The 18,064-nt window shown below is 58.3% G+C and carries 14 protein-coding genes and 2 pseudogenes; 11 read left to right on the plus strand and 5 right to left on the minus strand.

Going from position 1 to position 18,064, the window contains the following annotated elements; all coding sequences use genetic code 11:
• The 7 genes and pseudogenes from AC3WQN_RS05755 to AC3WQN_RS05785 form a co-directional block, all read left to right on the plus strand.
• Positions 1-1,408 (plus strand): RHS repeat domain-containing protein (locus tag AC3WQN_RS05755; protein ID WP_178081899.1); only part of this gene is annotated, 1,408 nt, incomplete at its 5' end.
• The gene (locus tag AC3WQN_RS05760; protein ID WP_103400178.1) at positions 1,393-1,938 is read left to right on the plus strand and encodes a hypothetical protein; all 546 of its coding nucleotides are present in this window, start codon (positions 1,393-1,395) and stop codon (positions 1,936-1,938) included. The genes AC3WQN_RS05755 and AC3WQN_RS05760, both read left to right, overlap by 16 nt.
• A gap of 46 nt (positions 1,939-1,984) precedes the next feature.
• Positions 1,985-2,803, plus strand: a pseudogene (locus tag AC3WQN_RS05765) (RHS repeat domain-containing protein); the annotation flags it as partial.
• A gap of 421 nt (positions 2,804-3,224) precedes the next feature.
• Positions 3,225-3,668 carry a DUF6386 family protein gene (locus tag AC3WQN_RS05770; protein ID WP_103400177.1) on the plus strand — a complete coding sequence of 148 codons (444 nt, stop codon included), beginning with the start codon at positions 3,225-3,227 and terminating at the stop codon, positions 3,666-3,668.
• A 107-nt stretch (positions 3,669-3,775) separates the two neighbouring features.
• A pseudogene (locus AC3WQN_RS05775) lies at positions 3,776-4,065 on the plus strand (hypothetical protein); the annotation flags it as partial.
• A 320-nt stretch (positions 4,066-4,385) separates the two neighbouring features.
• A complete protein-coding gene (locus tag AC3WQN_RS05780; protein WP_103400175.1) occupies positions 4,386-6,497 on the plus strand; it encodes a hybrid sensor histidine kinase/response regulator in 2,112 nt (703 codons plus the stop codon).
• Positions 6,498-6,655: 158 nt separating this feature from the next.
• Positions 6,656-6,895: an HP1242/YdcH family protein gene (locus tag AC3WQN_RS05785; protein WP_103400174.1), complete on the plus strand. Its 240-nt coding sequence runs from the start codon at positions 6,656-6,658 to the stop codon at positions 6,893-6,895.
• Between the two features lie 285 nt (positions 6,896-7,180).
• Here AC3WQN_RS05785 and AC3WQN_RS05790 read toward each other — a convergent pair whose 3' ends face one another.
• Positions 7,181-8,287 carry an SMP-30/gluconolactonase/LRE family protein gene (locus AC3WQN_RS05790; protein ID WP_103400173.1) on the minus strand — a complete coding sequence of 369 codons (1,107 nt, stop codon included), beginning with the start codon at positions 8,285-8,287 and terminating at the stop codon, positions 7,181-7,183.
• Positions 8,287-9,441, minus strand: a complete 1,155-nt coding sequence (locus tag AC3WQN_RS05795; protein ID WP_103400181.1) for a sterol desaturase/SRPBCC family protein — start codon at positions 9,439-9,441, stop codon at positions 8,287-8,289. Before AC3WQN_RS05795 ends, AC3WQN_RS05790 begins: the two co-directional genes overlap by 1 nt.
• A 155-nt stretch (positions 9,442-9,596) precedes the next feature.
• Here AC3WQN_RS05795 and AC3WQN_RS05800 point away from each other — a divergent pair, with 155 nt between their 5' ends.
• A complete protein-coding gene (locus tag AC3WQN_RS05800) occupies positions 9,597-10,001 on the plus strand; it encodes a DUF488 domain-containing protein (protein ID WP_103400172.1) in 405 nt (134 codons plus the stop codon).
• Positions 10,002-10,018: 17 nt separating this feature from the next.
• Here AC3WQN_RS05800 and AC3WQN_RS05805 read toward each other — a convergent pair whose 3' ends face one another.
• The 3 genes from AC3WQN_RS05805 to AC3WQN_RS05815 form a co-directional block, all read right to left on the minus strand.
• Positions 10,019-10,882 (minus strand): LysR family transcriptional regulator, encoded by an 864-nt coding sequence (locus AC3WQN_RS05805; RefSeq protein ID WP_103400171.1) that lies wholly within the window; start codon positions 10,880-10,882, stop codon positions 10,019-10,021.
• 144 nt (positions 10,883-11,026) lie between these two features.
• Entirely contained in the window at positions 11,027-11,341 is a 315-nt protein-coding gene (locus tag AC3WQN_RS05810; protein WP_095083277.1) for an SCP2 sterol-binding domain-containing protein, read from the minus strand.
• A 49-nt stretch (positions 11,342-11,390) separates the two neighbouring features.
• On the minus strand, positions 11,391-12,101 hold the full coding sequence (locus AC3WQN_RS05815) for a histidine phosphatase family protein (protein WP_103400170.1): 711 nt from the start codon (positions 12,099-12,101) through the stop codon (positions 11,391-11,393).
• Positions 12,102-12,306: 205 nt separating this feature from the next.
• Here AC3WQN_RS05815 and sohB point away from each other — a divergent pair, with 205 nt between their 5' ends.
• From sohB to AC3WQN_RS05830, 3 genes are all read left to right on the plus strand, one after another.
• Positions 12,307-13,329 carry a protease SohB gene (gene sohB, locus AC3WQN_RS05820; RefSeq protein ID WP_095143344.1) on the plus strand — a complete coding sequence of 341 codons (1,023 nt, stop codon included), beginning with the start codon at positions 12,307-12,309 and terminating at the stop codon, positions 13,327-13,329.
• A 255-nt stretch (positions 13,330-13,584) separates the two neighbouring features.
• Positions 13,585-13,902, plus strand: a complete 318-nt coding sequence (locus AC3WQN_RS05825; protein WP_103400169.1) for a hypothetical protein — start codon at positions 13,585-13,587, stop codon at positions 13,900-13,902.
• 209 nt (positions 13,903-14,111) lie between these two features.
• Positions 14,112-18,059: a dermonecrotic toxin domain-containing protein gene (locus AC3WQN_RS05830; RefSeq protein WP_103400168.1), complete on the plus strand. Its 3,948-nt coding sequence runs from the start codon at positions 14,112-14,114 to the stop codon at positions 18,057-18,059.
• The last annotated feature ends 5 nt before the right edge of the window (positions 18,060-18,064 follow it).

Consider the following 18,064-nt stretch of genomic DNA (forward strand, 5'->3'; position numbering starts at 1 on the left):
CTACCGTTCCCAGGGCCAACTGACCAGTTGCTTCGGCTACGACGCCATGGGCCGCAAGAGTTGGCAGTTCGCCTCGATCCTGCCCGCCGACAAGTTGTCGCAGGTGCACAACCCCGGCATCAACACCTCGCTGCTGGTGGAGCACGCCTACAACCCGATCCACCGCCGTTATCAGTACGACCCGGCCGGCGAACTGGTGCGCACCCTGGACAAGCTGCGCGGCGAGATCAAGTACGCATACGAAGCCAACGGCCAGTTGCACAGCCGCGACACTGGCAAGTTGGTGGACAGCGAAGAATTTCGTTACGACGCGGCGGCGAACCGGCTGAATTTCAATACCAGTCAGTTCGATCAGGTCAAGGACAACCGGATCAAGCAGTGGCGGGATCAGGAATATACCTACGATGCGTGGGGTAACCTGATCGAAAAACGCAGTGGCATCAGCAAGCTGCAGACGTTTAGTTATGACTGCGAGAATCGCTTGGTCAGGGCTGAAACGCGGGTTGATGGCAAGCTGGAAAGAACAGGCAGTTATCAGTACGACAGCCTGGGACGACGGGTTGCCAAACAGTCGGAGATCCACGGCCAGACCGAACACAAACGTTTCCTGTGGCAAGGCTTGCGGCTGCTGCGCGAGGAAACGCCAGGGCAGAGCAGCCTGTATGTCTACGAGCCGGGCAGTTATGCGCCGCTGGCCCGGCTGGACCAGAAAGAGGGTGAGGAGCAGAAGCTCTATTACTTCCACACCGACCAGATTGGTACGCCGCTGGAGATGACCGACCGTGAGGGGCAGATCGTCTGGCAGGCGAGGTACAAGGCGTGGGGTTCGGTTGAGCGGTTAGAGGTCAACGAGGTCGAGCAGAATCTGCGGTTTCAGGGTCAGTACTTCGACGATGAGACGGGGCTGCACTACAACACGTTTCGGTATTACGATCCGCAGGTGGGGCGGTTTGTTACGCAGGATCCGATTGGGTTGGATGGGGGAGATAATCTTTATAGATATACAAATAACCCATTGCGCTGGGTGGACCCTTGGGGGCTCTCAGAGTTGCTTGGTCTTGTTAGTGAGGCTCATAGCTTGCTAGACCCAACAGCCCAAAAATTTAAAACTACGGCATTGGGGATGAGTAAAGATGGCGAACTCTTCATTGCGTCAAGTGATAAGCTCGTCCCTAAAATTCAGCGGGAGTGGGCGCAATCAAAAGGGATTGCTGTAGTTAACGGACAAGGTCACGCAGAAGAGACAATAATAAAAGCAGGGAAAGGGGCTGCCAATATTGACGCCTCCAGAGGGGTATGTCTCGATTGTGAGCATCTGATGAAGGAGCATGGGATTAAGACTGATACACATACAACAGGTAAGAAAAGTCGAAAGCGAATTGGAGGTGCAACATGCAATGGGGTTTGATTTTTGAAGACGCAGCTGTAGTGCCACTTTTCCAAAGGCTTGACGGCAAACAGAAGGTGTTAGTTTTAGCTGCTTATATTTATAGGCAGATTCGGCTGATCAAAGACTTTGATCGCTGCTATGGTGAGCGTCTTTCAGACTTGCTAGTTAAGGCCTTGACTTCGGCAGTTCTTGATGGGAAGGATGTAATTAGACATGTTAAGGACGAGGTGTTAGGCAGTATACCGGATACAGACGAGTTTGCTGAGCAGGAAGGGGCGTATGCACAAAACATAATGATCGCGTTGGATTATTTTTTGCTTTACATGTTGGGCGGGGATATTTCTGATATGCAGCGTAGTGTGGATATGGCTCTTCAGAATATCGATCTTCTATACTATGAAATGGATGAGGGGTACGACGAGAAAAAAGTTGTTGAGCAGGAGGTTTTAGTTGTTTTGAGTATCATAAAAATGGTTTCTAAAATTCCTCAAGGGTTGTATTCCGATATTCGGAGCGTTCAGGAGCTTTCTCGTAAATATATGCTTTAGTGGTTATGCTAAAGTTAGGCTTAGATGATTTTAGTTAGATGCTAACGAATACGAAGCCAACGGCCAGTTGCACAGCCGCGACACCGGCCGGCTGGTGGGCAGCGAAGAAATCCGCTACGCCGCCGCGGCCAACCGCTTGAACTTCAACACCAGCCAGTTCGACCAGGTCAAGGACAACCGGATCAAGCAGTGGCGGGATCAGGAATATGCCTACGATGCGTGGGGTAACCTGATCGAAAAACGCAGTGGCATCTGCAAGCTGCAGACGTTTAGTTATGACTGCGAGAATCGCTTGGTCAGGGCTGAAACGCGGGTTGATGGCAAGCTGGAAAGTACCGGGGTTTATCAGTACGACAGCCTGGGGCGTCGCGTTGGCAAGGTTTCAGAGGTCAACGGTGTAACCGAACAGAAGAATTTCCTCTGGCAAGGTTTGCGGATGCTGCGCGAGGAAAGTCCGGGGCAGAGCAGTCTGTATGTTTACGAGCCGGGCAGTTATGCGCCGCTGGCCCGGCTGGACCAGAAAGAGGGTGAGGAGCAGAAGCTCTATTACTTCCACACCGACCAGATCGGCACGCCGCTGGAGATGACGGACCGTGAGGGGAAGATCGTCTGGCAGGCGAGGTACAAGGCGTGGGGCTCGGTTGAAACGCTTGAGGTCAACGAGGTCGAGCAGCACCTGCGGTTTCAGGGGCAGTATTTCGATGATGAGACGGGGCTGCACTACAACACGTTTCGGTATTACGATCCGGAGGTGGGGCGGTTTGTTACGCAGGATCCGATTGGGTTGGGCGGAAGTTTCAATCTTTACAATTATGCGCCCAACTCTACGGGTTGGGTTGACCCTTTGGGGTGGACATGCTCGACCACCTTGACCGTGAATAAACCGAAGGTATTGAGCAGTTCTGAGCTTTCAAGTGCAGAACGTGGTTTTCTTGAAAAGCAGTTCATGGAAAAGCAAAATGCGTTGAATCGAGCAGCTAGGCGAGGCGAGCTTGTGTGGTCTCCAGGAACTCATGATGTGAGAATATCGTCAGTACAAGCTTCTTATCGGAAAGCGGTAGCTTCTCGCTTTGAGCGAATGTTCGGGCAAGCCCCCGACCTGAGCAAACTCAATGCAGATCACCCCGTAGATCTAATAGTTGGTGGATCAGCTACGCAGAGGCTACAAATGCTCAACGAGACGATAAACAAAAGCGTTGGCAGTTCTTTGAAAAAAACGCTGGTAGGAAAGCAGGTCTACAGCCTGGCGATAAAATTAGTTCAATAGTTTTTAATTGAGGTGGCTTATGGCTCAAGACTTCTCTATCTATACTGACACCGCAACTGTAGCAGTGTTTGACCTTGCAGCAATAAGGCATAGGATCTCGGATACACCTGATTGGTGGAGTGTTGTGAAGGATGAAGTTCAGGAGGTTAATGAAGGTAATGTTGCTTTTTTGGGGGTTGGGCAAGACGGTAGTTATAAAGTAGTAATTGTCGATGATATAGTTGAGGGCTTTGGAGTTTTGCGTCTTGGATTTCCTTCTGGTCAAGTATTTATCGGCGCAGGGGAAGATACAACTGGTGGAGATCTTGAGCCTGATGGTTCTGACTCTATACAAGGGGTTGTAGTTGAGTTTGAGTCGGGGAACTACATGATGAAATATAAAAAAACTGGGAATGTTTTGGAGTTGGCGTTTGAGTCGGCGGTGGAGAAATTCAATAATTTTATGGACTCGATAAGGTTGTAGTTTTTTATTGATGTATTAGGCGTTTATTGTTTTAATGATATATTGAAGTGATTGTAATAATCTTGTTGGATGGGCGTGCAAAGTGCTCGTGTAAAATGAAGTGTTTTAGCGCCCTGGGCCTGAGCTGCCATTACCGCTGGGAAGGCATCGACGGCCAGTCTCGCGTGGTTGAACACTGGACCAGCGATGGCGAGCACTTTCTTTTCCGCTATGACCTCAAGCACGCACCACCTGGGTCACCGACGTGCTCGGGCGCGAAGCCGAGATTCACTACAACGGCGATCATCGCGTCACGTCAAGCCGCGACTTCGGAGGCGAGCACTACCGCATCGCCATCGACGACAGCGGCAACATAGCCGGCCTCTCAGGGCCAGCTCACCAGCAGCTTCGGCTACGACGCCATGGGCCGCAAGAGTTGGCAGTTCGCCTCGACCCTGCCCGCCGACAAGCTGTCGCAGGCCCACAACCCCGGCATCAATACCACTGAACGGGATCGCGCAGGCCATTCTCGATGTCGCCGCGCACCTGAAGGGCGTTTATCGCCCGCTCAAGCACCTGTTCGAGGTGCAAGCCCGTCGGCTGCCCGTTGCCGACCTCTTCAATGAGCTAACCTCAATTGGAACCACAATGTCGGTCGCGCCCCGGGCCAATGAGCGGGGGGGCCGTCCTGCGTCGATCCGTTGTTTCATTTTTGCGCCGTGCGCACAGAGTCAGCCGATGCCGTTTCTGATGCAAAGTCATGGGTGCAGTGGCTGGAACGGTGAAATGGCCGGGCGTATTCGTGCGTTCGACTGGACCCTCACGGAACTGGGTAGCGTCGATACCTGGTCGACGAGCCTGCGCAGTTCGGTGCAGTTGCTGCTGGCCTCACCCGTTCCCCTGGTGCTGCTCTGGGGCAAGCCCGGCTACATGATCTACAACGACGCCTATTCGGTGTTTGCCGGTGGCCGGCATCCGTACCTGCTCGGTTCTCCGGTGGAGCTCGGCTGGCCTGAAGTCGCCGAGTTCAATCGCCAGGTGCTCGACACCTGTCTGGCCGGTGGCACGCTGTCCTTCCGCAACAAGGAGCTGGAACTGCTGCGCAACGGCCAGCCCGAAGCGGTGTTCATGGACCTCTATTACAGCCCGGTGGCCGATGACGACGGGGTGCCGGCCGGGGTGCTGGCGGTGGTCGTGGAGACCACGGCCCACATGGCGTCCGAGCGGTTGCGCGAGCAAACCGAGTCGGCCTACCGCGCCGATAACGAGCGGGTACGCCTGGCACACAACGCCGGGGCCCTGTTGGGTTCTTTCGTCTGGGACATCCAGGCCAACCTGTTGTCCGGGGACGAGCGATTTGCCCGGACGTTTTCCTATCCCGCCGAACAATCGCTGGCGTTCCTGTCTCCCGAGGCCGCGAGCGAGAAAATCCATCCTGATGACCTGATCCCGCTCAGTCAACAGGTCGAGCAAGCCCTTAAAAGCGGTGGTCCGTTCAATGCCGAGTACCGCATCCGGCGGCCTGATGGTAGCTATGGATGGGTGTTGGCCAGTGGCTGCTGTGAGTTCAATGAACAAGGCCAGCCCTTTCGCTTTCCCGGTGTGCTGATCGATATCCACGAGCGGAAAATCGCCGAAGAGTCGTTGCTCAAGTTCACCCGCAACCTGGAGCAGCGCGTCGCCGATGAAGTCGAAGGGCGGCTGGCCGCTGAAGAACAGCTGCGTCAGTCACAGAAGCTTGAGGCCATTGGCGGGCTGACCGGAGGGGTGGCCCATGACTTCAATAACCTGTTGCAGGTCATCGCTGGCAATCTGCACCTGTTGGCACGCCACGAACCGGACAACGAGAATGTGCAGCGCCGGGTGAATGCCGCGATTGCGGCGGTTGAGCGCGGCGCCATGCTGTCGTCACAATTGCTTGCCTTCGCCCGTCGGCAACCCTTGTCGCCGGCGGTCTACAGCCTGCGGCAGATTTACGAAGGCCTGGGCGAATTGCTGCAGCGGGCGCTGGGAGAAACCATACAGATCGATGTGCAATTGCCGGACGAGTCCTGGTGCATTCACGTCGACCGCAATCAGCTGGAAAACGCCTTGTTGAACCTGGCGCTCAATGCCCGCGATGCGATGCATGGCGAGGGCACCATTGCCATCAGTGGCAAGAACGTGGAGCTCGATCAGCGGTTTTGCGCGGGCAAGGGCATCAGCACCGGGGACTACGTGCGCCTGTCGGTGGTCGACACTGGCGACGGGATGGATGCGGCGACGCTGAAACAGGCGTTCGAGCCGTTTTTCACCACCAAGGCCGATGGCCAGGGCACGGGCCTGGGGTTGAGCATGGTGTTCGGTTTCGTCAAGCAGAGCGGGGGCCATATCGATATGACCAGCGAGGTGGGGCAGGGCACGCAGGTGCACCTGTACTTCCCCCGCAGCGCGCGCGCGCAGAGCCGCGAGTCGCCCATGCGCAGTGTCCAGCACAGAGGCGGTCACGAGACTATTCTGGTGGTAGAGGACAACGAAGAAGTGCGCAGTGCGACCGTCGAATTTTTGCAACAGTCGGGCTATCAGGTGTTGGTAGCCGCCAATGGCGACGGCGCGATGCAGATGTTGCTGGACGGTGTGGAGGTTGACCTGATCTTCACCGATGTGGTCATGCCCGGGTTGATCAAGAGCTCGGACCTGGCCGCCTGGGCCAAGGTCCAGACGCCTGCGGTGGCGGTACTGTTCACTTCGGGGCACACTCGGGACATTATCTCCAACAACCATCAGCTCAGCCCGGACACCCATTTGCTGAGCAAACCCTACAGTCCGGATGCGCTGATGAGCATGATCCGCAGTGTGCTGGCCGGTTGACGACGGCTCCCAGGGCACAGGGCCGATCACCACCAATCGGATCATCGGTAACCGCTGGTCTGATTGACGGTCGACAGCCACCATCGGGCAAGGCCATTCTGACAACTGGCGAGCGCGTATCATGGTGTTCGCCATCGATCATCCAACGGAGGTGTTCCATGCCGGTGAAACATGACCTGTATCAGGACTTGAGCTGCAGCAGGGAAGTCGTTCAGCAAAAGCGCGCCAATGATCCACATTTGAATGCGTTGCTGGATAAATACTCGGATATCGACAATCAGGTACTGAAGGCGGAGGCCTCGGCCCAGGGCGATGACGATGTGAGGAAGCTCAAGGAAAAACGCCTTTCGATCAAAGACGAAATATCCCAAAACCTGAACGGTTCTGCCAGAACGTGACCCGAGCACGGGGGGCGCAAACGGCCCCCCGTGTTGCAATGCTGTTCAGCCAAGGCCAGGGTCGCTCAATACCTCTTCCTGGGGCGAGGGAGCTTGCTCCCGCTGGGCCGGGCTGGCGCTCCAGCGCAAAGCGCCCCCAAACAAAGCGACTACGGTCTTTCAGAATGAACTCGACGCTCGTTCTTGGGGTTGCTGCGCAACCCAGCGGGAGCAAGCTCCCTCGCCACGGGTGCCTTACGCTCCAGAAACTTTTCTGAACTGAACGGCATTACCCTCGTGTTGCACCTAATGGGAGGGTTGCAGGGCCTTGGCCAGGGGCAGACGCACCATGTGGCTGGACTTCAGCGAACCGAAATACAGCCATGGGCCGTACTCACGAACAGTGGTGATGGGGGCGTAATTACCGCTGCTGGCGTCCTGCAGATTGGCAATGATTTTGCCGTCCAGGTCCACACCCAGTGCAAGCGCACGCCGCTCCACCGGCTTGGGCAGCACCTTCAGTGCCCGCACGATCATCTTGCGCACGAAGGGATACTCCGCCGTGCTGTCCAGCAGGGCATTGCGCGGCGCGTACAGCGCCACCCAGAAACGCTCATGACCATTGAAGCTGAGGTTGTCCGGCAAGCCTGGCAGGTTGTCGACGAACACCTCGTGCGAGCCTGCCTTGGGGCCGCTGAGCCAATAGCGGGTGATGCGGTAGGCACCGGTCTCGTTGACCAGCACAAAGGCGTCATCGGGCCCGAGCGCAACGCCATTGGCGAACTCCAGACGGTCCAGCAGCAGCTCGGTCTTGCCCGTCTGAAAGTCGTAGCGCAACAGGCGGCCGTCACCACCGTGCTCGATGATCGCCTCGCCATCATGGCCATAACCCCACCGGCTGGACGCGTCGCTGAAGTAGGCGTAGTGCCCGGTCTTGTCGATCGTGACATCGTCGGTGAAGCCGAACCGCACGCCACCGGCTTCGGTGCTCAAGGGAATCAACTGGCCCAGCGAGTCGAGGGCCAGCAGTCCCTTGATGCCGTCGGCAATGATCAGCCGGCCATCCGGGTGACGGGCCAGGCCCAGCGGTCGGCCACCGGTGTCGGTCAACACCGTGAGTGTCTTGCCGTCCAGGCTGGTGCGGATCACGCGGCCGTCGTGCAGACCGGTGATCAGGAAGTCGTCCTCCAGCAGCAGGGCCTCGGGGCCGTTGATGTTCGCCGCGCCGATGTGCTCCACGCCCTTGAGTATCCGGTTCTCGGCAAATACCCCCGATTGCAGGGAAGGCGCGGGCTGCGGTTTCCAGGCCACCGGTTGCACCTGGGTCGGTGCCAGCAGCAGGAACAGGCCGACCAGCACCAGCAGGACGATGAGAAACCCGCTAACGCTGACTCCACGGGATACACGACTCATCAGGCGACTGCTCCGGTCCGGGTGGGGATATTCAGTTGCGCCTGGTCACGCAAGGCCAGCATCGACGCGGCGGACTCGTGTTCGATGCGCCGCTTGAGCAGCAACTGATTGGCCAGGCGCATCAGCAGGCCACTGAAGCGGTATTCCAGGGTGCGAACGAAGCGCGTGCCAGCGCCTTCGCTGATGCATTCATAGGTGAGCAGTAATTCCAGGCCATGATCGCCCTGGGCGCGGGCGCACCAGCGGCGTCCCGGCAGGTATTCGTTGACCTCCCAGCTCAAATGCCCGGCGCGACCGCCGGCGTGAATGTCCTCTTCAAACAGCGCACCCGCGTGCAGTGGCCCTTGCGGGCCCTCGACCTTCAACGACGAGGGGTGCCATTGCGGCCAGAGGGTCGGGCTGCCGGCATAGGCGAGCACGTCGACCGGGTCGCGTTCGATGTCGATATGGTGTTGCAGTCGGGTCATGGGGCGGCTCGTGGCGTGACGGTGAGCGTGGTCCGGTTCGGCTTCCCAATACAGCGTGCCAAACAGGTAGTCCATCAGTGGGAAAACGATATTGAAATTGCGGGCCTGCATCAGCTCGCGACGGTGATGCAGTTCATGCAGGCGACGCATCTGGCGAATCCATGGCAGGCGGGTGACGGGGTTGCCGGGTGGCAGATGCTCGCAGGCATGGAACACTTCGTAGGTCAGGTAGCCAAGGATCATGCAGCCTGCGAACAGGCCCGCCACGTTACCATTGAGCTGTTTGAGCAGCCACCAGGCGGGCAGGGTGACCACCAGGCTGTGCAGCACGATCAGCCAGGCGGGGAACAGGATCACCCTCCAGTCGCGCGCGGTGTCGTAGGTCATGTGGCCGGGCGCGAAAAAGCTGTGATGATCGCCGGCATGGCGGGCATAGAACAGCCGCGTAAAGGCCTTCTTGTGATGCCCCAGGTGCCGGTGGACCCCGTAGACCGCGAAGTTGAAAAACAGCAGGGTCAACGGTACCGCCAACCACTCCAGCGGTTGCACCTGATGGACCGTGCCCCAGAACAGGCTGATGGCCGTGATCCCGAACACCAGGACGAAACCTGCGTGCAGCCACGGGTTGTAGAGCCGATGAACATCCGCCCGGTAACGGGTACGAAACGCCTGCGTGGTTTGCCTCACTGCGATCACCTTTTATCCTTGTTATTGATAGAAGATTAGTCGTGGCCAAATTATCCGGCCAATGGATGTTTGTGATAGCTGTTCATCAAACCGCTGAATGGGCTGGGGGAGACTCCGGCGTGGTCCCTTCAGCATCCCGAGCAGGAGGCAAGCCGATGATCGAGTGCAAGCGCGCTTATGCGCCCGCCAGTGAGAGCGACGGCTATCGGGTGCTGGTCGACCGACTGTGGCCCCGCAATTGCCGCAAGCAGCAGCTGCCGCTGAATGAATGGTTGCGTGAGGTGGCGCCCTCCACGGCGTTGCGACGGGCATTCAAGGCCGGCGAGCTGGATTTTACAGCCTTCCGGGCGGGGTATCGTCAGGAACTGGCGGCCCGGCCCGGTCATTGGTGGAAGCTCCTGGACATCGCCGAAAACGGCACGCTGACGTTGATTTATGGCGCGCGCGACGAGACGCAGAATAATGCACAGGTGTTGGCCCAGTGGCTTGAAGAGGAACTGGACCGGCGTGCCGATGCCAGTTCACCGGTGTGTTATGCCGACGGGTTCAAGACGCCCTGATCGCGTGCGCCGCGGGTTCAGGTCAGCGGGTCCCAGCGCTGGGACCAGTCACTGTCGCTCTTGACCAGCTCACGCAGCAGGTCGAACGCCTGCTGCAGCGCGGCCGAATCGCGATCACGGGAATACACCAGGTAGGTCGGGTAGCTGAATTCGGGGGCCTTGGGTACGCGTTCCAGCACGCCGCTGTCGAGGTAGGACTGGACCACCCGGGTGCGGAAGTACCCGGTGCCACCGTTTTGCAGGAGATACTGCAACGCCAGTGGGCCGAGGTTGAAGCTCAGTGCGGCCCTGGCCTTGTCCGGTAGCGCCGCGTCGTGCTGGCGGCGAAAATCCTGTCCCCAGTCGATGTACACGTAGGGTTCGGGTCGCGATGGCAGTCGCACCTGAATCAACTTCTCTTCCAGGAGTTGTTCGACTTGCAGCCGTGGCCAGTATTCGGGCTGGAACACCAGCGCTGCATCCAGTACACCCATTTCCAGTTGCCTGAGCAGGTTGTCGCCGTCGCGGATTTCCGTGCGCAGGGCATAGGCCGGGATATGTTCACGGATCTCACGGGCCCAACTGAGCATCAGCGGGTTGCACAGGCTGACCTCGCCACCGATGTGCAGCACATTGCGGTAACCCTCTGGCAGCGGCAGGTCGCGGCGGGCGGCTTCCCAGGTCTGCACGAGTTGATTGGCGTACACCACGAAGGCCTCGCCATCGGCCGTCAGGCGGGCACCGGCACGGTTACGGACGAACAAGGTACTGGCCAACTGGCTTTCGAGCTTTTGCACCCGCGCGGTGATCGCGGTCTGGGTCACGTGCAGTTTGTCCGCGGCGGCGGCGAGGCTGCCGCAACGAACGATTTCCAGGAAGGTACGGGCGAGGTCGATGTCCATGGCGGGTCGCTGATGGGGAGAGCCCGGCAGTGTAGAGCAAGGCGCCGGCAAAGGCTGCTCCGGGGGCAGAAACGACGAATCCCGCCACAAGGGCGGGATTCGTGTGGGGCAAGGCAGGGCTTCCCGTGGGGGGAAGCCGCTGTCTCAGGCCGGGAACAGCTCGGACAGTTTCATGGCCAGCATCATGTCGCCTTCAGCGCGCAGTTTGCCGCCCATGAACGCTTGCATGCCATCGGTTTCACCGCTGACGATGCCTTCCAGGGTTTCGCCGTCCATGACCAGGGTCACTTGAGCGTCCGGGTTCACGCCTTCTTGCAGTTCGCAAGTGCTGTCCTTGACGACCAGCGAGAAGTTCTTGTCTTCGTCGATACGGAAACCGAAAACCAGGTCCAGGCCGGCAGCAGCGGCTGGGTTGAACTTGGCTTTCATTGCTTGTACGGCGTCAGCTACGGAGGTCATGGTTCGATCCTTTTAGGTGTGTTACAGCAAGGGTCACAGTAATCCGGACTCAACGAAAAGTGATGAGGTCCGGGGCCTTCAGCAGTTGCAGGTGCGCATGACTGTTGAAGGAAGCCAGTGCCACCTCGTGCCCACGGAACTTCAGGTGGTTGAGCGAGGTGTTGACGATTTGCCAGTTCAGCTCGAAGGCCTGCCTGGCCGGTATTTGAGTGATCAGGTGGAGCAGGGCGGTAATGGTGCCGCCGGAAGTGAACACGGCGATTTTCTGGGTGTTGTCGGCCTGTTCGAGAATGCGCTGCAAGCCGGCCTGGACCCGCTCGACGAAGCCGAGCCAGCTTTCCAGGCCTGGAGGGTCGTAGGTGCCGGCCAGCCAGCGCTCGATGATCAGGGCGAAGATTCGCTGGAATTCACCCCGATTCTGCGCCGCGTTACGCAAAATGTGCAGCGCTTCGGGTTCTTCGGGTAGCAGGTCTGGCAACAGGGCGCGGATGACGGCATCGGCATCGAATTCATTGAAGGCCGAGTCGATTTCCAGAGGCGGTACCGGCAGCCCGACCGCGCTAAATTGTGCCAGGGCGCTGTTGGCGGTGTGTTGCTGGCGGCGCAGGTCACCCGACAGGCAGCGGTCGAAACTCAAGCCCAGTTCGGCCAGGTGGCTGCCGAGGATTTCCGCCTGGCGCACACCGGTCGACGACAGCACGTCGTAGTCGTCTGCACCGAAGGAGGCTTGGCCATGTCGAATCAGATAGATGCTGCCCACGTCCGCGTCATCCCGGTACGTTGAAGGTTTTGCGAGGTTATGAGGATGCCGGTGAGCTGTCAATGAAAAAACATACGCTTGTTTGAAATGCTCGTTGGGGGCCGGTAACAGAAGGTTTCACGACTGGCCGCAACGCAGTCGCATGGGTATGCTGCAAGCATCCGCGCCCGCGTGTTGAGCGGGGCACAGTCGTTAAGGAGTCAATGTGGAGTTTTTGTCCGAGTACGCAAGTTTTCTGGCTAAAACCGTAACCCTGGTCGTCGCCATCCTGGTGGTGCTGGTCAGCTTTGCTTCGCTGCGTAGCAAAGGTCGGCGCAAGTCCGCGGGCCAGTTGCAAGTCAGCAAGCTCAACGATTTCTACAAGGGCCTGCGCGAGCGTCTGGAACAGACACTGCTCGACAAGGACCAGCTCAAGGCCTTGCGCAAGTCCGAGGCCAAGGCTGAGAAAAAACACAAGAAAAAGCCCGAAGCCAAACCCCGGGTGTTCGTGCTGGATTTCGACGGCGACATCAAGGCCTCGGCCACCGAGAGCCTGCGCCACGAAATCACCGCGCTGCTGTCCTTGGCCACGCCCAAGGATGAAGTGGTGCTGCGCCTTGAGAGTGGCGGCGGCATGGTGCACAGCTACGGCCTGGCCTCCTCGCAGTTGGCGCGTATTCGCCAGGCCGGCGTGCCGTTGACGGTCTGCATCGACAAGGTCGCGGCCAGTGGCGGCTACATGATGGCCTGCATCGGCGAGAAGATCATCAGCGCACCCTTTGCCATCCTGGGCTCGATCGGGGTGGTGGCGCAGTTGCCCAACGTCAACCGCCTGCTGAAAAAACACGACATCGACTTTGAAGTGCTGACCGCTGGCGAGTACAAGCGCACCCTGACCGTGTTTGGCGAAAACACCGAAAAGGGCCGGGAGAAGTTCCAGGAAGACCTGGACGTCACCCACGCGCTGTTCAAGAACTTCGTTGCCCGCTATCGCCCGCAACTGGCTATCGACGAAGTGGCGACCGGTGAAGTCTGGCTGGGGATTGCAGCACTGGATAAACAACTGGTCGATGAACTGAAAACCAGCGACGAATACCTCGCCGAGCGGGCCAAGGGCGCAGAGCTGTTCCACCTGCACTATGCCGAGCGCAAGACTCTGCAGGAGCGTGTCGGCCTGGCGGCCAGCGGTTCGGTTGATCGGTTGCTGCTGACCTGGTGGAGCCGTTTGACCCAGCAGCGATTCTGGTAAGGATGTTGGCAGGCTGATAAGTCCCTTGATGAAGTTCAGCCTGCCAATGGATGTTGAATCTGTTGCGTAGCGATACGTGGTGAGTGCAGGGACAGGCACTTGTCGACCTCTGGAGTGAGTGAACGCTGGGTATTCATTTTTTTTGATCTGTGCATGTCGGTGTTTCCTACAGAGTGTGTCGCTGTTGTTTGGGTTTATTGTTTGTTGTTTTAGTTATGCTGGACTTTCACAAAACAGCAGCAAGGACGTTGCACCATGACTCAACCAAACACGTATCAAATCGATCCCTATCTTCTGGCGGCCTTCGAAAAGGCGTTACCCAAACAGGGACTGTTTCTAATCGATGATGTTCCGAACAGGGATCTTAAAGTGGTCTCTCGTTCGCGGGATGACGACATCGAACTCACCCTGATCCGAATGCATAGAAAGAGTCAGTGGAAACCGGATTTCAAGATTTTTATAGAAGGGGCGCGCTGGGGGGATTTGAATGGGCGCCTATTTGATGAACTGCCTGACTTGGTCGCGGCGCTGCGTAAAAGGGGCTTGCAGTATGTTGAGTTTGATTTTTCCTAGTGGGAGGGTCTGGCCTAACGGCTAAGATTCCGCTTGTTCGAGCCCCGGGTTCAAGAGTCAGCTCTTGTCCCGGGGCTTTTTCGTAATGTCTGGATTCCGACCCTTCATGTAGTTTTTTCAATAGTTGTTGGCGAGTTTTCCGGCGGTAAGTGGAGAGGTGAATAGCTTAGGCTGGACACGTTCAGATCCCACTGCAAAGGAATTGCACAATGACCACGTCTCAAGAACACGAAGTTTCACCCCTGCACACATTCCCCGCGATACCGATGCGCGAAGACCTCAAGGCGGTGGTTGATACTGCTTTGCCCATGTCACCCGCGCAGTTTGTTGCTCACCTCATTCAAGCGAAATGGGGTCAGGATATTGATCCCCTGACTACCCGGCTGGTCACGCTCAACTACAACTATCACGGACATCCCGCACAACAGGGCGTTGAGCAAGGACGAGTGGCGAATGCCCAAAGTCTCACACAGGTGGCGCTCTGCAACTATCAAACGGTGGGTGACGGGCGTTTCGGGGAAACCGCGTTCGGTTTGTACACGCCTTCCGATATCGGCCCGCAGGTACGGTTAGTCGACAACGTCGATGAGTTTGCCTACGTAGGCAATGGTAACCATGACACCTATGAAGGCATCTATCGCCACACAGACCCGCAAACCTATGGTCCTTTGACGCAGCTAAGCCTGCGACCCGCCGACTTCAAGACATGGGTATGGGAACTGGAGCTCAAGGAGCAATACCGTGACTATGTGGATCGGGCCTGGCCTTCGGATGAGGTGATCGTTGCGCCTGGAGCCTGCGCACCGAGGACTTCGGTGAAAGCGGCCTTTGTCATGGCCGCGTACCTGCAAAGGCAGGAAAACACCCTCACACAGCAGGGGCTCGAACTGGCTTTGCGAGCCGCGGGTTTGGCGCCGGATCAGCCGTGGAACCAACTGTCGATCGAGCCGTTGCAGGCGCCCATGCGCGTTCCCAGCCCGGTCGAAGTCGCACGATTGGTACTTTATCGTTATACCGCCAGCGATATCTGGAGTTTCCGCCACCGTTCCAGCCCAAGAATCATTCTGTACATCCCGGGTAACTCCTCACCGATCCATGACTTCGTCGACGCCGGGGCCTTGCACCGCTGGATAGTGGAGCAGGGCAAGGATGGGGAGCGAAAGCTGGCGCTGGCGGCCCACTTTGCCGAAGACGACCGCCATGACGGTACCTTTCATGCCGGTGTGTTGACCGCACTGGATGGCATGGCGATATACCCGCGCCAACACCATCTGAAAAAGGGGCACGGACTCTTCAACGACGACGGGTACTGGGCCCCAGCCGATTATGTTCATCTTGAAGTGGCGTCTCCAGGCACCGATCCTTTCGCCCAGTTAGTCCTGAGCATGAAGCAGGCGGCCAATGCCAGCATTGAAACCATTCGCGATGATGCGCAAGTCAATCGGGATAACCTGAGTGCGGTGGTCGAACCCATTGTGCAATGGGTCAACAGGTTCGGACCTTTGGCCCTGTTCGTGCCGGGGGGTGAGGGCTTGTTGGTGTTGGCCGGAATCATCGATGCCGGGTATGGGCTGGACCAGGCAATAAATGGCAAGCAGCCAGATGACACATCCGCGGGCGTGACGCGCGTGGTGTTTGGTTTGCTCAATGCACTGCCGCTGTTGGGCGCGGGTGCGGCACTCAAGGGCGAGGGGGCCCTAGAGCCGCTGCCAGGGCAGGTGGAGCGGCCTGTGGAACCCCCAGGAGAACCCGTCATCAGGCCCGAAATACCCGAGGTGGGGCCTGTGACAACCGCACCGTCAGGCACCACCACGCGCCTGGAGTTGATGCGCGGTATCGGCGCGCCGGTGGCGTCATTCAACGATGAGGTACTGCGCCAGATCGGTAATGTCAGTGCGGTCGACGACGATATGCTGCGGTTGATGCAGGCGGGGCGCCGTCCGCCGACGCCGCTGTTGGCTGATACCATCAGCCGTTTCAGGATCGATCAGGATCTTCAGCGCGAAACCCTGCAGGCGACCCCCGGGGAACCGGACGCCACTGCCCTGGCGATGCGCTTTCAGGCGCGATATGACAGCCTCCAGCACTCTGACAATCAATGGGTCAGGCTGTTTCAACGTCAGTACCCGGGCTTGCCCAAAGGCACCATAGAACAACTGCTCGACCGGTCTGGCGTGGATATTCAGGCGCCGCCGACGGTGGCCGAAAGCCGGCGCCTGCTCCGGCGGCTGGATGGCAAGGCCAGCCAGTATCAGCAACACGTTCGGCTCAATCGTGCCTATGAAGGGCTTTACCTTCAATCCATACAAAACCCGGAGACTGACGCACTGGCGCTGCACTCTCTGCAAGCGTTGCCCGGATGGCCGAAGGCGCTTCGTATCGAGGTGCATGAGGAGTCAGCGGCGGGACGCCTGCTGGATCAGGTCGGGCCGTTCGCGTCCCATGACTGCAGGCACCTGATAAAAGTGGGTCGCCGATATAGCGGGCACGATGCGCAGGGTGTCTATCGGCCGGACGCCCACGATGTCTATCAGGCTGTTCTCGACCTGCTGTCAGAGTCCGAACGTGATGTGTTGCAGTTGCAACCGCTGGATGCCGCGCGCGGCCTGAGGCAGAAAATCGGCGAGCGAACACTGCCGCGTTCCGAACTCATCACCGGGCTTTCGCGAATGGACTCCGGGCTGCCTTTTGAGGCGCCAGGGCTGCGAGGTGGGGGGTACCCGGCGACCTCGCAGGGGGCGGCGTTGACTCGGGACATCGAGATTCTTCACATCAGGTCGATCTACACCGGTTTTACCACTGCGCAGGCTGCTGAATTTCTACAGAGTCTGGGCGCCGGGGTGATGGAGCAACTGGCGCGACTGGAAATACAGCTGAGCCAACTCGATCTCGATTTACGCCAATGGGTCGGCCAGGTCCTGCAGGAAGTCGAGGACATGGATATAGACTTTCTGATCGAGGGCGAAGAGGCGGCGCAGGGGTTGGATGCGGCCCAGATTGAGCAGGAAAACGTGGAGCGTGTCGAAGAGGCGTTTGACCTTGAGCGAGAGGCGCGGATTGAGCTGGTGTCCGACTTGATGAGCTTCTGGCAAAAACGCGGGCATGTCGACACTCATGTCTATTTGGGGGAGCAACTGCTGGGCTACAAACTGGACCTGGACTTCGAGTACTTCCATTCACTGCCCTTTCTGACGGCAAAGTTCAATGACGTCGTCGAGTTGTCCATGAAAGGTTTCCAGCTGGCGCGACCAGAGGGGCTGGAAGGTTTCCTGGAGTGCTTTCCCAATCTGCGCACCTTGAACATGGAGAGCGTCGACCTGCGAAAGGTCAATCCCCAAGGTGTACTTGAGGGGCGCTTGCCGCCCGCGATTACTCGCATGCCCCACCTCACCACACTGAACCTCAAGTCGACTTGGCTGGAGCTGACCGAGCAATCGGCGGGACAGTTGTCTCAGCTGGTGCATCTGCATGCGTTGGACTTGAGCGATAACCCGCTGGGCGTTCCGCCGCTGGTGTTTGGCATGACGGACTTGCGCAGGTTGGATGTCAGTAATACCGGCATTACCCATTGTCCCGTTGGTATTCCTGATCAACCCTCCATGGAACTGCTGGACCTCAGCAACAACCGGATTTCCCGGTTTCCCCCTGCCGTCCTGGTCCAGGCCGTGGCCAGGGACCGTGTCCAGCTGTGGGGCAATCCACTGACGGACGAGGACAGCCTGCGGCGCATCATTACCCATCGAGAACACACCGGCCTGAATCTTTGGTTGAGCACCCTCGACCCGAGTGTCACTCAACCGGCGGTGTGGTTGCAGCGCCTGCCTGAGGCTGATGTCGAGCTCAAGCGTTTGCTATGGCAACGGTTGGTCGCCAAGCCCCGGGGAGCGCGTTTTTTGCGAACGATAGAGAGCCTGAGCCGCACCGCTGATTTTCGGGTGAGCTATTCAGTGATTCAGGCGAGGGTCTGGCATGTGTTGAGTGAGGCCGATGCCTCGGATGAGTTGTGGGGGGTGTTGAGCAGGGACGTTGCGCTGTCGGCGCTGGATGCCGAGAACCCCTTCGCAGGTTTCACGCGTCTGGAGAACTGGGTCAGGTTGTACAGGGACTGGGTCCACACTGGCCGGCCGATTCCGATCGAGGATCTGCTGGGGGACTGATGAGG

This window comes from Pseudomonas sp. FW300-N1A1 (assembly GCF_058789115.1).

What these genes read in the sequence shown, in the direction of transcription:
- AC3WQN_RS05780 (WP_103400175.1), top strand. Translation starts at nt 4,386, where the DNA reads ATGCCGTTTCTGATGCAAAGTCATGGGTGCAGTGGCTGGAACGGTGAA.
- AC3WQN_RS05800 (WP_103400172.1), top strand. Translation starts at nt 9,597, where the DNA reads ATGATCGAGTGCAAGCGCGCTTATGCGCCCGCCAGTGAGAGCGACGGC.
- AC3WQN_RS05770 (WP_103400177.1), top strand. Translation starts at nt 3,225, where the DNA reads ATGGCTCAAGACTTCTCTATCTATACTGACACCGCAACTGTAGCAGTG.
- AC3WQN_RS05830 (WP_103400168.1), top strand. Translation starts at nt 14,112, where the DNA reads ATGACCACGTCTCAAGAACACGAAGTTTCACCCCTGCACACATTCCCC.
- AC3WQN_RS05825 (WP_103400169.1), top strand. Translation starts at nt 13,585, where the DNA reads ATGACTCAACCAAACACGTATCAAATCGATCCCTATCTTCTGGCGGCC.
- AC3WQN_RS05785 (WP_103400174.1), top strand. Translation starts at nt 6,656, where the DNA reads ATGCCGGTGAAACATGACCTGTATCAGGACTTGAGCTGCAGCAGGGAA.
- AC3WQN_RS05790 (WP_103400173.1), bottom strand. Translation starts at nt 8,287, where the DNA reads ATGAGTCGTGTATCCCGTGGAGTCAGCGTTAGCGGGTTTCTCATCGTC.
- AC3WQN_RS05810 (WP_095083277.1), bottom strand. Translation starts at nt 11,341, where the DNA reads ATGACCTCCGTAGCTGACGCCGTACAAGCAATGAAAGCCAAGTTCAAC.
- AC3WQN_RS05760 (WP_103400178.1), top strand. Translation starts at nt 1,393, where the DNA reads ATGCAATGGGGTTTGATTTTTGAAGACGCAGCTGTAGTGCCACTTTTC.
- AC3WQN_RS05805 (WP_103400171.1), bottom strand. Translation starts at nt 10,882, where the DNA reads ATGGACATCGACCTCGCCCGTACCTTCCTGGAAATCGTTCGTTGCGGC.